At 70.5% G+C, this 15903-nt stretch carries 13 protein-coding genes; 3 read left to right on the forward strand and 10 right to left on the reverse strand.

Annotated elements, in window-relative coordinates:
• The first annotated feature begins 29 nt into the window (after nucleotides 1-29).
• A complete protein-coding gene (radA, locus tag BJ964_RS08195; protein ID WP_188120120.1) occupies nucleotides 30-1445 on the forward strand; it encodes a DNA repair protein RadA in 1416 nt (471 codons plus the stop codon).
• An 83-nt stretch (nucleotides 1446-1528) separates the two neighbouring features.
• The gene (gene disA, locus BJ964_RS08200; RefSeq protein ID WP_188120121.1) at nucleotides 1529-2710 is read left to right on the forward strand and encodes a DNA integrity scanning diadenylate cyclase DisA; all 1182 of its coding nucleotides are present in this window, start codon (nucleotides 1529-1531) and stop codon (nucleotides 2708-2710) included.
• A 1595-nt stretch (nucleotides 2711-4305) separates the two neighbouring features.
• Here disA and BJ964_RS08205 read toward each other — a convergent pair.
• From BJ964_RS08205 to BJ964_RS08220, 4 genes are all read right to left on the reverse strand, one after another.
• The gene (locus BJ964_RS08205) at nucleotides 4306-4815 is read right to left on the reverse strand and encodes a 2'-5' RNA ligase family protein (protein WP_188120122.1); all 510 of its coding nucleotides are present in this window, start codon (nucleotides 4813-4815) and stop codon (nucleotides 4306-4308) included.
• Between the two features lie 5 nt (nucleotides 4816-4820).
• A complete protein-coding gene (locus BJ964_RS08210) occupies nucleotides 4821-5564 on the reverse strand; it encodes an adhesin (protein WP_188120123.1) in 744 nt (247 codons plus the stop codon).
• An 82-nt stretch (nucleotides 5565-5646) separates the two neighbouring features.
• Nucleotides 5647-6144: a peptide deformylase gene (locus tag BJ964_RS08215; protein ID WP_188120124.1), complete on the reverse strand. Its 498-nt coding sequence runs from the start codon at nucleotides 6142-6144 to the stop codon at nucleotides 5647-5649.
• Nucleotides 6141-6650 carry a glycine cleavage system protein R gene (locus BJ964_RS08220; RefSeq protein ID WP_188120125.1) on the reverse strand — a complete coding sequence of 170 codons (510 nt, stop codon included), beginning with the start codon at nucleotides 6648-6650 and terminating at the stop codon, nucleotides 6141-6143. The genes BJ964_RS08215 and BJ964_RS08220 overlap by 4 nt, the downstream gene beginning before the upstream one ends.
• Nucleotides 6651-6670: 20 nt before the next feature.
• On the opposite strand from BJ964_RS08220, the gene BJ964_RS08225 reads away from it, so the two are divergent.
• Nucleotides 6671-7570 carry an A/G-specific adenine glycosylase gene (locus BJ964_RS08225; protein WP_188120126.1) on the forward strand — a complete coding sequence of 300 codons (900 nt, stop codon included), beginning with the start codon at nucleotides 6671-6673 and terminating at the stop codon, nucleotides 7568-7570.
• 49 nt (nucleotides 7571-7619) lie between these two features.
• Here BJ964_RS08225 and BJ964_RS08230 read toward each other — a convergent pair whose 3' ends face one another.
• The 6 genes from BJ964_RS08230 to BJ964_RS08255 form a co-directional block, all read right to left on the reverse strand.
• A complete protein-coding gene (locus BJ964_RS08230) occupies nucleotides 7620-10145 on the reverse strand; it encodes an ATP-dependent Clp protease ATP-binding subunit (RefSeq protein WP_188120127.1) in 2526 nt (841 codons plus the stop codon).
• 347 nt (nucleotides 10146-10492) lie between these two features.
• Nucleotides 10493-10849 carry a histone-like nucleoid-structuring protein Lsr2 gene (locus tag BJ964_RS08235; RefSeq protein WP_188120128.1) on the reverse strand — a complete coding sequence of 119 codons (357 nt, stop codon included), beginning with the start codon at nucleotides 10847-10849 and terminating at the stop codon, nucleotides 10493-10495.
• A 95-nt stretch (nucleotides 10850-10944) separates the two neighbouring features.
• Nucleotides 10945-12453 carry a lysine--tRNA ligase gene (lysS, locus tag BJ964_RS08240; protein ID WP_188120129.1) on the reverse strand — a complete coding sequence of 503 codons (1509 nt, stop codon included), beginning with the start codon at nucleotides 12451-12453 and terminating at the stop codon, nucleotides 10945-10947.
• A 56-nt stretch (nucleotides 12454-12509) separates the two neighbouring features.
• Entirely contained in the window at nucleotides 12510-13268 is a 759-nt protein-coding gene (locus BJ964_RS08245) for a type III pantothenate kinase (protein WP_183224407.1), read from the reverse strand.
• A 64-nt stretch (nucleotides 13269-13332) separates the two neighbouring features.
• A complete protein-coding gene (gene nadC, locus BJ964_RS08250) occupies nucleotides 13333-14190 on the reverse strand; it encodes a carboxylating nicotinate-nucleotide diphosphorylase (RefSeq protein ID WP_229806981.1) in 858 nt (285 codons plus the stop codon).
• On the reverse strand, nucleotides 14187-15857 hold the full coding sequence (locus BJ964_RS08255; protein WP_188120131.1) for an L-aspartate oxidase: 1671 nt from the start codon (nucleotides 15855-15857) through the stop codon (nucleotides 14187-14189). Before BJ964_RS08255 ends, nadC begins: the two co-directional genes overlap by 4 nt.
• Nucleotides 15858-15903: the final 46 nt, after the last annotated feature.

The raw sequence follows: 15903 nt of genomic DNA on the forward strand, positions 1-15903 counted from the left end.
TTGTCATACCGGCGAGCTAGCTTGTCGGTGTGACGACCTCCCGATCCGCCGCCAAGGCCCCCCGCACGGCATACGTCTGCGACGCCTGCGGTCATCAGCCACCGAAATGGGTGGGCCGCTGCTCCGAGTGCGGGGAGTGGGGCTCGGTCATCGAGTCCACGGTCACCGTTCCGGTCTCCGGCCGGGTGGTCAGCTCCCGCATGCCGGCCGAGCCGGCCCGCCCCATCGCGCAGATCAGCGCCGCCCCGGCCCGCGCCGTCGCCACCGGCGTCGGCGAGCTGGACCGGGTGCTCGGCGGTGGCCTGGTGCCCGGCGCCGTGGTGCTGCTCGCCGGTGAGCCCGGCGTCGGGAAATCCACCCTGCTGCTCGACGTCGCCCAGCAGTGGGCGGCCGGAGCGGGCACTCCGTCGCTGGTGGTCAGCGGTGAGGAGTCGGTCAGCCAGGTGCGGCTGCGGGCCGAGCGGCTGGGCGCGCTGCACGAGAAGCTCTACCTCGCCTCGGAAAATGATCTGGGCACCGTCATCGGCCACCTCGACGCGGTCCGGCCCGGCCTGCTCGTGCTCGACTCGGTGCAGACCGTCTCGGCGCCCGGCACCGAGGGTGTGCCCGGCGGTGTCACCCAGGTCCGGGCGGTCACCGCGGCGCTCGTCGCGATCGCCAAGGAGCGCGGCATCGCCACCGTCCTGGTCGGTCACGTCACCAAGGACGGGCAGGTCGCCGGCCCCCGGGTGCTGGAGCACCTGGTCGACGTGGTGCTCCACTTCGAGGGCGACAAGCACTCCTCGCTGCGCCTGGTCCGCGGGGTGAAGAACCGGTTCGGCGCGGCCGACGAGGTGGGCTGCTTCGAGATGCACGAGGGCGGCATCACCAGCCTGCCCGACCCGTCCGGGCTGTTCCTCACCCGCTATCTGGAGCCGGTTCCGGGCACCTGCGTGACGGTCGCCATGGAGGGGCGGCGGGCGCTGGTCACCGAGGTGCAGGCACTGATCGGGGCGGAGGTGCAGGGCTCGCCCCGGCGCACCGTGTCCGGTCTCGACAGCGCCCGGCTCGCCATGGTGCTGGCCGTGCTGGAGCGGCGCACCAAGCAGCTCAAGCTCTACAACCGAGAGGTCTTCGCGGCCACTGTGGGCGGCATCCGGCTGACCGAGCCGTCCGCCGACCTGGCGATGGCCCTCGCGGTCGCCTCCGGTGGCCTCGACCTGGCCATGGCCCCGCACCTGGTGGCGATCGGCGAGGTCGGCCTGACCGGCGAGATCCGGCGGGTCGGCGCGGTCGGCCGGCGGCTCTCCGAGGCGGCCCGGCTCGGCTTCAAGGTGGCGCTCGTCCCGCCCGGCTGCGGGCCGGACGGCACCGGCGGCGCACCCAAGGGCATGGAGATCGTCGAGGTCGGAAACCTCCAAGCGGCACTGCAGAGCGCGGCCCGCGCATCGGCGGCCGCACAGTGACGCTCAGTTATGAATCATCACGCTACGGAGCATTCATTGAACCACGCCTCGTTGACGTGGATGACAGTCCGTAGAATGTCCGGGTGCCGCTCGACCGCGATGGTTCCAAGCCCGCCGCCAGTTCAACGCCGCGTCCCGGCGTCAACGGCGTGGGGCATCGCGCGATGACGCCGGCCGCCGGCGCCGGCCTGACCGGCGGAGCAAGTGATCCGTTGCGGGCGAATCTCGCGCTCATGGCCCCCGGGACGGCGCTGCGCGACGGTCTCGAGCGCATCCTGCGCGGCCGCACCGGGGCGCTGATCGTCCTCGGACATGACGCCGTCGTCGAGACCATCTGCACCGGCGGGTTCCCGCTCGATGTGGAGTTCTCCGCCACCCGGCTGCGTGAGCTGTGCAAGATGGACGGCGCCGTGGTCCTCTCCAGCGACGGCACCCGCATCGTCCGGGCCGCCGTGCACCTGATGCCCGACCCGTCGATCCCGTCCGAGGAGTCCGGCACCCGGCACCGCACCGCCGAGCGGGTCGCCAAGCAGTCCGGCTTCCCGGTGATCTCGGTGAGCCAGTCGATGCACATCATCGGGCTGTATGTGAACGGTCAGCGCCACGTCCTCGACGACTCGGCCGCCATCCTGTCCCGCGCCAACCAGGCCCTCGCCACCCTGGAGAGGTACAAACTCCGGCTCGACGAGGTCTCCGGCACCCTCTCGGCCCTGGAGATCGAAGACCTGGTCACGGTGCGTGACGCCGTGGCGGTGGTGCAGCGCCTCGAAATGGTCCGCCGGATCGCCGACGAGATCTCCGGCTACGTGGTCGAGCTGGGCACCGACGGCCGCCTCCTCGCCCTCCAGCTCGACGAGCTGATGGCCGGCGTCGACGCCGACCGTACCCTGGTCATCCGCGACTACCTACCGACCAGCCGCAAAGCCCGCACCCTCGACGAGGCGCTCGTCGAACTCGACCTGCTGACCGCCACCGAGATGATCGACCTGGTGGCGGTGGCCAAGGCGATCGGCTACCCCGGCGCATCGGACTCCCTCGACGTGGCCGTCTCGCCGCGCGGGTTCCGGCTGCTCGCCAAGGTCCCCCGGTTGCCCGCCCAGATCGTCGACCGGCTGGTCGACCACTTCGGCAGCCTCCAGCGCCTGCTCGGCGCCACCGTCGAGGACCTCCAGGCGGTCGAGGGCGTCGGCGACGCCCGGGCTCGTGGGGTGCGGGAGGGGCTGTCCCGATTGGCCGAGGCCTCCATCCTCGAACGCTACGTCTGACCCCGCCCACAGCCTGCTGAACCTCGGCCGGCGGGGTCACCTCACGCCCGAAACAGCCCCCAGCCGAACAAGCTCAACACCGCGCCGGGCGGGTATGCGGCGCACCTTGCGGAGCGGGCAACCGAGAGGGGCCGGAGCGCACACGACCCGAAGCCGACGAGCGCCGGCGCACACGGAACCGCCGCGTGTGCACCCGTCGAGGGCCGGCGCACACCGAACCGCCACATGCGCACCCGTCGAGGGTCGGCGCGCACGGAAACCGCCGCGTGTGCTTTCATCGCCCCGATAGGGCAGGCGCGTGAACACGCATCCGTGATTGTGTGCGCCCGCCCGGCCGGGGAGACCGGCGAGCAGTGCCTACCGTGACCGGTGCTATAGCGGTAAGCGGGCTAGATCGGTGCTGGCCAGAGCCTGTTTCTCGGGTTTGGGTGGCCGCGATGTCGAGTCGCGCATTCAGATGACTGCGGGCGCCATCCCGACACGCCGGCGATCTTGGGCGATGGTGGCTTTCGGGCCGATCTTGATGCCTGGTCGCCGTCCGGCGGTAGACAATCGCCCATGATCAATTTTCCCTGGAAGACCTTGGGTTATCCGATCCATCCGGGAGTCTTCTTCTTGGGTGTTTCCGGTTCTACGTCAAGCGCCCGGTCGGGCGAACCGCCAAATGGGGGGCGCCGTCCGCCGCGCTAGGCGGAAATGGGGCTTTCGTCGGAAACAGGCGCCCGTTTCGCCCGCTTTGCCCGCCCCTGTTGTGCGATCTTGAACGATTTGCCACCCGAGGCGGTGGTAAATCGTTCAAGATCGCTCCGGGTGGCGCGCCCTACTGTCGAGGGATTGCGGATTCGGCCGTAGGCAGCCAAGAAGAAGACTCCCGGATGACCGCAATGGCTCAAGATCGCGCCGTTCGGCGACGATTGCTCAAGATTTACATCGCTGCCTGCGGATGGCTTGAGCGGTCGGCGGTGACCGGCCGAATCCCGCGGCGGAGGCGGGAAACACGCGAGCAGGCGACTTGGGATCGGCGCCCGACGACAGCCGAGAAAGAGACCGAGACCGCCGCGGACCTCACCGTCGACGTACTCACCAGCCCTTCCGCAGCTACCCACCACCGCAAGCGGCCACCTGAGTGCCAGGCAGCCGTAGTCATCCCTCGGTCGAGACGGGCGGGCAGGAGGGACGGGGCGTGAGGGTGAGTAGGCAGCTCAGCCCGGCGGGGGCGGCAGAGGCTGGAAGTGGCAGGTGGTCGCCGGCTTCCTCGGGCGGGGCACCAGGGGCGTACAAGGAAGGGGTTGAAAGGCGACGGAAACCGATGGCGCGGCAGCAAGGGTGACGGGACGGCGGCAGGCGTCGCCAGAGACGGCAGCGCGTCGGGCCGGGACTCCGGCAGGCCGTTGTTCGAGACAGCGGTGGGCGTCGGCTGCGATGGCGGTGAGCGGCGGATGGGATCGCGGTGAGCGGCGGATGGGATCGCGGTGAGCGGCGGATGGGATGGCGCGGTGGGTGGCGGCCGGAATGGCGGTGGGTGGCGGATGGGATGGCGCGGTGGGTGGCGGATGGGATAGCGGTGGGTGGCGGATGGGATGGCCGGGATGGGGTCAGAGGGGGTGGCTGATGTCGTTGGCGTGGTCGGCTACGGCGGCGCCGGTGATGGTGGCCTGGAGGGGAAGGTATTCCAGGCAGCGGCGTACGGCCGGGGCCATCACCGGGTTGGGGACGCGTAGCGAGATGGTGCAGTGCGGGACCCAGCGGCCCGGGCGGTAGTGGTCCCAGATGTCGACTCCGGCCGCGGAGAGGCGGTCGTGTACGGCGCGGTGGTGGGTCAGCAGGTCCTCGGTCACGGTGACGCCCAGCCAGAGGACGCGGCCGACGAACTGGCCCACGAAGTCGATGCTCAGCGGGAGCGGGCGGGCCACCTGGAAGCCGGACAGCGCCTCGGCCACGGCGTGCGGGTCGATGCGGTGGGCGGCGGCCAGGGAGATGTGCGGGCGGTGCTTCTGGTGCAGGGAGCCGAGGGACGGGATGCCCTCGGCGTCCAGGGCACGCCACAGGTTGCGGACCCGGCGCGTCGTGTCGACGTCCAGGTACAGCTCGATAGCGGCTACCAACGAGGTCAGGCGACGATGGTCAGGATGACCGCGTTGCTGCGTAGCGTGTCGAGGCGGCCGCGCAGCTCGTAGGCGCCGGTCTCGGGGATCGGGCCGGCCGCCACGTTGTCGGCGCACTGGGTGGAGGAGCGGCCGTTCCAGGTGACCTCGTACTCGCGCTCGGCCCCGGCGTTCAGGGTCTCGACCTGGTTGCCCTTCGACGTGGTGCACAGGTCGGAGGACCAGTACTTCTGGGCGCCCTGTTCGATGTAGAGCTCCTGTGCGCTGGCGCCCAGGTCGCGGGTGCACGTACGCGTACCGATGTTCTTGATCTTGAGTTTGATCTTGAGCGGGGTGCCGCGCTGCGGGGAGGTGTCCGCCGGGACCGGGATCACCGACATCTCGGTGTCGGCGCAGGCGCCGGAGCCGGCCGCGGCGGTCGTGGCGGTCGCGGTGGCGCCGTTCGCGGGCGGGGGCAGCGGCTCACCGTCGTCGGGCTGCCGGGACAGCAGCTCGTTGGGGTCGGGCAGGGCCGGGCCGACGGCGGGACCGCTCTCCTCGAACGACGGTGACGGCAGCGGGCTCGCATCCTTCCCCGCGGCGGGGGTCGGATAGCTCGTCGTCTGGGAGGACGCCTTCTTCTTGTTCGGATCGTCCTCGCCCGAGCAGGACACGAACAGCACGATGACGCCGAGCAGGACCGCGCTCAGCACGACCGCACGCCGCCGCCAGTAGACCGCGGGTGGGAGGGGACCAACCGTCGCACGCATGATGCCGCTCACGGTAAACCCGGACAGCCGTCGCTATGTGCACGACGCGCCGGTCATGCGACACCAACTCGCGCAACGCTCGTTAGAGATAGACCTTGCGCTGGTAGACAGCGTGCGCTCCGGCCACCCGATCGAGGAACAGCTTGCCGGCGCAGTGATCGATCTCGTGCTGTACCGCCCTGGCCTCGAACGCGTCGGTGGTCAGTGTGAACGGCTCGCCGGTGCCGGGCAGGACCGCCTCGACCACGATCCGGCCGGCCCGTTTCACGTCGCCGGTCAGGTCGGGAACCGACATGCAGCCCTCCCGGCCCGGCCGCCACCGGCTCGCCTCGACGATCCTCGCGTTGCAGAGCACGAGCGTGCCGTGTGTGGTGGCCGCCTTCGGATGCCCGGTCACGTCCACACAGAACACCTGGGCGCTCACGCCGATCTGCGGTGCGGCCAGGCCGACACAACCGGGTGACTCGCGCATCACCTCGACCAGTTCCTCCGCCAGCCGGACGACCTCCGGATCGGTCGGGTCGACCACCTCGCCCGGGGTGCCGAGCACACCCGCCGGAGCGGTGACGACCGATCTCACAGGATCTCCGTGTCGGACCGGCGCAGTGTCACGTCCACATCCAGTTCGGCGGCGGCCACGGCGAGGCGCTCGGCCAGCTCGTCGCCCGCCCCGGCCGGTACGTCCACCTCGGCGAGCAGCAGATAGAGCGGCCCGGTGAGCCGGGTGGTGAGGTCGGTGATGTTGCCGCCAGCGGCCGCGACCACCCGGGTCACCGCGGCCACGATGCCGAGCCGGTCGGCGCCGTGCACGCTCACCTGGTACGGCTCGCCGGCCGCCGCGCTGTCGGCCTCCGGCTCCACCCGGCGGACGGAGGTCAGCAGGCCGCCCCCGGTGACCCGCTCCAGGGCCCGCGCCGCCTCGGCCTCGGTCGTGCCGGTGCAGATCAGGGTCATCGCGAAATGGCCGCGCAGCCGGGTCATCGTCGAGTCGGTCAGGTTGGCGCCGACCTCGGCGAGAGCCTCGGAGACGTCCGCCACGATGCCGGTGCGGTCCGGGCCGATGACGGTGATGGCGAGCTCGTACACCCGCCTACAGTAAACGGGATATGACTCTCGCCGACGAAGCCATCGCCTGGTACGCCGAAAACGCCCGTGATCTGCCCTGGCGGCAGCCGGACACCACCCCCTGGGGGGTCCTGGTCAGTGAGGTGATGCTGCAACAGACCCCGGTCGTCCGCGTCGAGCCCGCCTGGCGCTCCTGGATGATCCGCTGGCCCACCCCGGCCGCGCTCGCCGAGGACCCGCCGTCGGAGGCGATCCGGATGTGGGGGCGGCTCGGCTATCCGCGCCGGGCCATGCGGTTGCACGCGTGCGCCGTGGCGATCGTCGAGCGGCACGGCGGCGACGTCCCCTCCGCGCTCGATCAGCTGCTCGCGCTGCCGGGCGTCGGGACCTACACCGGGCGGGCGGTGGCGACGTTCGCGTACGGCCAGCGGCACCCGGTGGTCGACACCAACGTACGGCGGGTCGTCTGCCGTGCGGTCGAGGGCAAGCCGGACGCCGGGCCGGCCACGACGGCCGCCGACCTGACCGCCATGGAGGAGTTGCTCCCCGGGGACGAGGCGCGGGCCGCGAAGGCCAGCATCGCGTTCATGGAGCTGGGCGCGATCGTCTGCACGGCCCGGTCACCGAAGTGCGTGGACTGCCCGTTCCATGGGGTCTGCGCGTGGCGGCTGCGCGGTGAGCCGCTGCCGGAGGGCCCGAGTCGCAAACCGCAGCGGTACGCGGGGACCGACCGCCAGGTGCGCGGCCTGCTCCTGGAGGTGCTGCGGCACGCCACCGGCCCGGTGCCGCGGCAGCGTCTCGACATGGTCTGGCAGGACGAGGTGCAGCGGGCCCGGGCGCTCGCCGGCCTGGTCGAGGACGGCCTCGTCGAGCGGCTGGGCCGGGAGGATTTCGTGCTCGCCGGGGACGCCCCTTCCGGGGACGTCCAGACGCTTTCCTGAACGCCGAACGGCCCGGCCGCGTCAGCAGCCGGGCCGTTCGTCAGTGGTCCTACTCTTCGGTGGTGGTCGCCGTGCCGAGGTCGGCCGGCACCGCGTCGGGCACCGTCACGCCCTTCTCAGCGCCGCGGAAGACCAGCTTGGACTTCTCCACCTTGGCCGGGTCGCCCTCGCAGTCCACGACGACGATCTGGCCGGGGCGCAGCTCGTTGAAGAGGATCTGCTCGGACAGCGTGTCCTCCAGCTCGCGCTGGATGGTCCGGCGCAGCGGACGGGCGCCGAGCACCGGGTCGAAGCCCTTGGCCGCCAGATACTTCTTGGCGTTGTCGGTCAGCTCCAGGCCCATGTCCTTGTTCCGGAGCTGGCCCTCGATCCGCGCCGTGAAGATGTCGACGATCTGCAGGATCTCCGCCTCCCGCAGCTGGTGGAAGACGATCGTGTCATCGATACGGTTCAGGAACTCCGGGCGGAAGTGCTGCTTCAGCTCGTCGTTGACCTTGATCTTCATCCGCTCGTACGACGACTCCTCGGCCTCCGACGCCTGGAAGCCCAGCGACACCGCCTTCGCCACATCCCGCGTGCCGAGGTTGGTGGTCAGGATGATGACCGTGTTCTTGAAGTCCACGATCCGGCCCTGACCGTCGGTCAGCCGACCGTCCTCCAGGATCTGCAGAAGCGTGTTGAACACATCCGGGTGCGCCTTCTCGATCTCGTCGAACAGCACCACCGAGAACGGCTTGCGCCGCACCTTCTCGGTCAGCTGGCCACCCTCGTCGTAACCCACGTAACCGGGAGGCGCACCGACCAGGCGGGACACCGTGTAACGGTCGTGGAACTCGGACATGTCCAGCTGGATCAGCGCATCCTCGGAACCGAACAGGAACTCGGCGAGCGCCTTGGACAGCTCCGTCTTACCCACGCCGGACGGGCCGGCGAAGATGAACGAGCCGGAGGGGCGCTTCGGGTCCTTGAGGCCCGCACGCGTGCGCCGGATCGCCTTGGAGACGGCCTGCACCGCGTCCTCCTGGCCGATGACGCGCTTGTGCAGCTCGTCCTCCATGCGCAGCAGGCGGGAGGTCTCCTCCTCGGTGAGCTTGTAGACCGGGATGCCGGTCCAGTTGCCCAGCACCTCGGCGATCTGCTCGTCGTCGACCTCGGACACCACGTCCAGGTCGCCGGCCTTCCACTCCTTCTCCCGCTGCGCCTTCTGACCGAGGAGGGTCTTCTCCTTGTCACGCAGCTGGGCGGCGCGCTCGAAGTCCTGCGCGTCGATCGCGGACTCCTTGTCGCGGCGCACCTGGGCGATGCGCTCGTCGAAGTCGCGGAGGTCCGGCGGCGCGGTCATCCGGCGGATGCGCATCCGGGCGCCGGCCTCGTCGATCAGGTCGATCGCCTTGTCCGGCAGGAAGCGGTCCGAGATGTACCGGTCGGCCAGCGTCGCGGCCGCGACCAGGGCCGCGTCGGTGATGCTGATCCGGTGGTGCGCCTCGTAGCGGTCGCGGAGACCCTTGAGGATCTCGATGGTGTGCGCCAGCGACGGCTCGCCGACCTGGATGGGCTGGAAGCGGCGCTCGAGAGCGGCGTCCTTCTCCAGGTGCTTGCGGTACTCGTCGAGGGTGGTGGCGCCGATGGTCTGGAGCTCACCGCGGGCGAGCATCGGCTTGAGGATGCTGGCCGCGTCGATCGCGCCCTCGGCGGCGCCGGCGCCGACCAGCGTGTGGATCTCGTCGATGAACAGGATGATGTCGCCGCGGGTGCGGATCTCCTTGAGCACCTTCTTGAGGCGCTCCTCGAAGTCACCGCGGTAGCGGGAGCCGGCGACGAGCGCGCCCAGGTCCAGCGTGTACAGCTGCTTGTCCTTCAGCGTCTCGGGCACCTCGCCCTTGACGATGGACTGGGACAGGCCCTCCACCACGGCGGTCTTACCCACGCCGGGCTCGCCGATCAGGACCGGGTTGTTCTTGGTGCGCCGGGACAGCACCTGCATGACCCGCTCGATTTCCTTCTCCCGGCCGATGACCGGGTCGAGCTTGCCCTCCCGGGCGGCCTGGGTCAGGTTGCGGCCGAACTGGTCCAGCACGAGCGACGTGGACGGCGCGGCCTCTCCGGTCGCGGTGCCCGCGGCGGCCGGCTCCTTGCCCTGATAGCCGGAGAGCAGCTGGATCACCTGCTGGCGGACCCGGTTGAGGTCGGCGCCGAGCTTGACCAGCACCTGGGCGGCGACGCCCTCGCCCTCACGGATCAGGCCGAGCAGGATGTGCTCGGTGCCGATGTAGTTGTGGCCGAGCTGCAAGGCCTCCCGGAGCGAGAGCTCCAGAACCTTCTTGGCGCGCGGCGTGAACGGGATGTGCCCGCTCGGCGCCTGCTGCCCCTGGCCGATGATCTCCTCGACCTGCTGGCGGACCCCCTCGAGGGAGATGCCCAGGCTCTCCAGAGCCTTGGCGGCGACGCCCTCGCCCTCGTGGATCAGGCCGAGCAGGATGTGCTCCGTCCCGATGTAGTTGTGGTTGAGCATCCGGGCCTCTTCTTGGGCCAGGACGACAACCCGTCGCGCTCGGTCGGTGAACCGCTCGAACATGCCCTCGTGCTCCTCACATGCCGTGCGCCCATGAACTGGCGGGGCCAGCGCACGGGCATCGGTGATGCCCGTGCTGTAACTCTATCGCCGCTGACGGTCTCCGCCGGGCCTCCAGAGCCCCTCGGAGCGATCCGCAACGTTGATTTAGCCAACTTCGCACGCTCAGCGGCTGTTCCCCCACCCGAACGTGTACGCGTACAGCGAAATCCTGCCGATCCACAGCCTGTGGACAACCCTGTCCACTCCTGTGGATAACCGTAGTGAGGTTGTGGGCGGCCCGACGGGTAAACACGGAGAGGGCGCGCCGACCACGTGGTCGGGGCGCCCTCTCCGGGGTGGAACCGTGATCAGGCCCGGCCGGGGCCCTTCTGGTGGAACTCGTCGACGATCTCCTGCGGGATGCGGCCGCGGTCGGAGATGTCCTTGCCCGACTTCTTGGCCCACTCGCGGATCGCCTTGTTCTGCTCGCGGTCGGCGGTCGCCCCGCCACGGCCACGCGCGGCGCGACCACCCACCACGACGCCGCCCCGGGCCACCTTCGTCCCGGCGTTCACGTAGGGCTCGAAGACCTCCCGCAATTTTGCGGCGTTCTTCTCCGAGAGGTCGATCTCGTACTGAATGCCGTCGAGCGCAAACTTCACGGTCTCGTCGGCGTCAACACCGTCGATGTCATCGACCAGCTTGTGAATGATCTGCTTGGCCACGCGCGGTTATCCTCCCGAACACAGGTTCTCTCCCCAGCAATGGGAGAACAATAACGCCAGGAGCGCATGACCCGTCAATGGCGGGTGGGTAATTGTTACTCCGGGCGGGCCAACGGGAAGAGGATCGTTTCCCGAATGCCCAGGCCGGTGAGCGCCATCAACAGCCGGTCGATTCCCATTCCCATGCCACCGGACGGCGGCATTCCGTACTCCATGGCCCGCAGGAAATCCTCGTCCAGCTGCATCGCCTCGGGGTCGCCACCGGCGGCGAGCAGCGACTGGGCGTGGAAGCGCTCGCGCTGGACGACCGGGTCCACCAACTCGGAATAGGCGGTCGCGAGTTCGAATCCGCTGACGTACAGGTCCCACTTCTCGGTCAGGCCCGGGGTGGCCCGGTGGCCGGCGGTCAGCGGGGCGGTCTCCTCCGGGAAGTCCCGGACGAAGGTGGGCGCCTGGAGGCTGTCCGTCACGAGATGCTCGAACAGCTCCTCGGCGAGCTTGCCGGGGCCCCACTTCGGATCGACCGAGAGCTGGACCTTCTCCGCGTACCGCTGCAACTGGGCCAGGTCGGTCTCGATCGTGACCTCCTCGCCGAGAGCCTCGGAGATCGCGCCGAAAAGCGTGATCTGTGCCCACTCGCCGCCCAGGTCGACCTCGGTGCCGTCCTGGTGGGTCACCACGTGCGATCCGGACACCGCGAACGCGGCCTCCTGAATCCACTCGCGCGCCTGCGCCTGCATCACGTTGTAGTCGGCATAGGCCTGATAGGCCTCCAGCATGGCGAACTCCGGAGAGTGCGTGGAGTCCATGCCCTCATTCCTGAAGTTCCGGTTGATCTCGAAGACCCGGTCGATGCCGCCGACCACCGCACGCTTCAAAAACAGTTCCGGGGCGATCCGAAGATAAAGATCGGTGTCCAGTGCGTTGCTGTGCGTCACAAACGGGCGTGCCGCGGCGCCGCCGTGCAGCAACTGGAGCATCGGAGTTTCCACCTCGAGGAAATTCCGGCGGAACAGCGACTCACGCAGGCTGCGGACCACGGTGGCCCGGGTACGCACGACATCGCGGGCCTGCGGGCGCACGATGAGATCGACATAACGCTGCCGGACCCGGGTCTCCTCGGAAAGCGGCTTGTGCGCGACCGGAAGGGGCCGGAGAGCCTTCGCGCTCATCGACCAGGAATCAGCGAGAACGGAGAGCTCGCCCCGCCGGCTGGTGATCACCTCGCCGGTGACCGCGACCAGGTCACCGAGGTCGACCACGCTCTTCCAGTCGGCCAGGGACTTCTCCCCCACCTTGTCGAGCGAGAACATCGCCTGGATCTCGGTGCCGTCCCCGGCGCGCAGCGTGGCGAAGCAGAGCTTGCCGCCGGTCCGCACGAAGATCACCCGGCCGGTGATCGACACCGTGTCGCCGGAGGCGGTGTCGGTGGGCAGGTCCGCGTAACGCGCGCGGATCTCGGCGATCTCGGCGGTCCGCGGGACCTCGACCGGGTAGGGCGGCACGCCCTCGGCGAGCAACCGGTCCCGCTTCGACCGGCGGACCCGCATCTGCTCGGGAAGGTCCTCGGCGGGGTCGATCGCTGGCGTGTTCTGCTCGGTCACGGCAAGACTTCCTGTGTAGGTCTGTGCTGGGGCCCTGAAAGCCTACTCAGCGGGGATCAGACGTTCCGCTCATATACCATCCGCAGCCCGATCAGCGTGATCATCGGCTCGTGCGCGGTGATCGTGCGGCATTCGTCCTTCACCAGCCAGGCCAGGCCGCCGGTGGCGATGACCGCGCGGACCGGGCCGATCTCCTCGATCATCCGCTCGACGATCCGGTCCACCTGGCCGGCGAAGCCGAAGTAGAGCCCGGCCTGGAGGCACTCCACGGTGTTCTTGCCGATCACCGAGCGCGGCTTGGTCGGCTCCACCTTGCGCAGCTGGGCGGCGCGGGCCGCGAGCGCGTCGAAGGAGATCTCGATGCCCGGCGCGAAGGCGCCGCCGAGGAACTCGCCCTTCGCGCTGATCAGGTCGAAGTTGGTGGTGGTGCCGAAGTCCACCACGATCGACGGTCCGCCGTAGAGGGCGTGCGCGGCCAGGGTGTTGACGACCCGGTCGGCGCCGACCTCCTTGGGGTTGTCGATGGCCAGCTGCACCCCGGTCTTCACACCCGGCTCGACGATCACACTGGGCACGTCGCCGTAGTACCGCTTCAGCATGGTGCGCAGATTGCGCAGCGCGGCCGGCACGGTCGAGCAGGCGGCCACCCCGGTGATCTCCACGGCGTCGCCGGCGAGCAGGCCCCGGAACATCAGGCCCAGCTCGTCGGCGGTCGAGGCGGCATCGGTCTTGATCCGCCAGTTGTGCACCAGCTTGTCGCCGTCGAAGGTCGCCAGCACGGTGTTGGTGTTGCCGATGTCAATGCAGAGCAGCACGCCAGGCCCCTAAAGAATCAAAATCAAGACCCCTATTTTGTACGCGCAGCGCCTCGCGCCGCCGTCAACGGGGACGGAGGTCCAGGGCGATGTCGAGGATCGGCGACGAGTGGGTCAGGCCGCCCACCGACAGATAGTCCACCCCGGTGGCGGCGTAGGCGGCCACGGTGGCCAGCGTCAGGTTGCCGGTCGCCTCCAGTTCCACCCGGTCCCCGACCGCGCCGACCACCTCGGTGAGCAGCTCGGGCGTCATGTTGTCGCAGAGCAGGAATTCGGCGCCGGCCGCGACCGCCTCCTCCGCCTCGGCCAGGGTGGTCACCTCGACCTGCACCGCCACGTCCGGGAAGGTGACGCGGACCAGCTCGTACGCCGCCGTGATGCTGCCCGCCGCGAGCTTGTGGTTGTCCTTGATCATGGCGACGTCGTACAGGCCCATGCGCTTGTTGGTGCCGCCGCCGGCCCGGACCGCGTACTTCTCCAGCACCCGCAGGCCCGGGGTGGTCTTGCGGGTGTCGAGCACGGTGGCCTTGGTGCCCTCCAGCTGATCCGCCCACTTCCGGGTGTGGGTGGCGACACCGGACATCCGGCACAGCAGGTTGAGGGCGGTGCGCTCGGCGGTCAGCAGCGCCCGGGTGGGGCCGGTGATCACGGCGAGCACGTCGCCGCGCCGGACCCGGTCGCCTTCGGCCACGACCGCCGCGAAGGTGGCCGCTCCGGCCGACGTGACGGCGAAGACCTCGGCCGCCACGAGCAGGCCGGCCACCACACCGTCGGCGCGGGCCACCAGCTCGGCGGTGTCGGTCTGGGTGGCCGGGATGGTGGCCTCGCTGGTGACGTCCCGGGCCGGGGTGCCGAGGTCCTCGGCCAGGGCGGTGAGGACGATCCGCTCGACCTCCGCGAGGTCCAGACTGGGGTCGATCACGCCATCTCCTCGAAGGTCTGGGTCAACGCGCCGTCGGGGGCGACGGCGTTGAGCAGGTGGCCGCGCCATTCGTCGGCGGCGGCCGGGTGGTCCTCGCGCCAGTGGCAGCCGCGGGTCTCCCGGCGGGTGCGGGCCGACGCCACCAGCGCGGTGGCGACGGTGAGCAGGTTGGTGACCTCCCAGGCCGCGGTGTTCGGCCGGGACCGCTGCTCGGCGAGGCGGGTCAGCTCCTTGGCGGCGGTGGCCAGCGAGTCGGCGGAGCGCAGCACCCCGGCCCCGCGGGTCATGGCGCGCTGCAACTCGGCGCGGATCGCCGGGTCGGCGACCCAGGCCGGGCCGGACGCCGCGGCCCGGACCGGCTCGGCCTGCGGGGGCAGCTCGCGGGCGATGTCGTCGGCGATCCGGCGGGCGAAGACCAGGCCCTCCAGCAGCGAGTTGCTGGCCAGGCGGTTGGCGCCGTGCACGCCGGTGCAGGCCACCTCGCCGCACGCGTACAGCCCGTCGATGCTGGTGCGCCCGTGCAGGTCGGTGCGCACGCCGCCGGAGGCGTAGTGGGCGGCCGGGGCGACCGGGATCAGGTCGGTGGCCGGGTCGACGCCGGCGCCCCGGGTGGACGCCATGATGGTCGGGAAGCGGCCCTCCAGGAACTCCCGACCGAGGTGGCGGGCGTCCAGGTAGACGTGGTCGGCGCCGGTGACCCGCAGCACCCGGTAGATGCCCTTGGCGACCACGTCGCGGGGCGCCAGCTCGGCCAGCTCGTGCTGCCCGACCATGAACCGCTCACCGGACTCGTCGACCAGGTGGGCGCCCTCACCGCGCAGCGCCTCACTGATCAGCGGCCGCTGGACCGGGTCCACCGCGGGAGATCCCGGAACGGGGCCGGGCGTCACGAAAGACGTGGGGTGGAACTGCACGAACTCGACGTCGGTGACCGCGGCGCCGGCCCGTAGCGCGAGCGCCACGCCGTCGCCGGTGGAGACCGACGGGTTCGTGGTGGACGAGAAGATCTGCCCCATCCCGCCGGTGGCCAGCACCACGGCCCGGGCCAGCACCGCGCCGACGCCGTCCTCGGTGCCCTCGCCGAGCACGTGCAGGGTGATCCCGCAGGCCCGGCCGTCGGCCGAGCGCATCAGGTCGAGCACGAGCGCGTGCTCCACCAGGCGGATCCACGGGTCGCGGCGGACCGCGGCGTGCAGGGCGCGCTGCACCTCGGCGCCGGTCGCGTCGCCGCCGGCGTGGACGATCCGGTCGGCGCGGTGGCCGCCCTCGCGGGTCAGCATGAGCGAGCCGTCCGGGTTGCGGTCGAACTCGGCGCCCCGGCGGATCAGCTCCCGGATCCGGGCCGGCCCCTCCTCCACCAGCACCCGGACCGCCGCCGGGTCGCAGAGCCCGACGCCGGCGATCTCCGTGTCGTACGCGTGCGCCTGCGGCGTGTCCAGCGGGTCGAGCACCGCCGCGATCCCGCCCTGCGCCCACCGGGTGGAGCCGTCGTCGATGTTGACCTTGGTGACGACGGTGACGTGCAGACCCTGCTCGCGCAGGTAGAGGGCCGCGGTCAGCCCGGCGATACCGGAGCCGACCACGACGACGTCGGTGGTCTCGGTCCAGCCGGGCTCGGCGGCCGCGAGCCGGCGGGGCAGCGCCGGAAGATCGGCGAGAGGTGACATGTGTTTCAGTACACTCCGCCCCCGCGGACCGGTCGAGCCGGGGGCA

This window comes from Actinoplanes lobatus, from assembly GCF_014205215.1.
In the GTDB taxonomy this organism is placed as follows: domain Bacteria; phylum Actinomycetota; class Actinomycetes; order Mycobacteriales; family Micromonosporaceae; genus Actinoplanes; species Actinoplanes lobatus.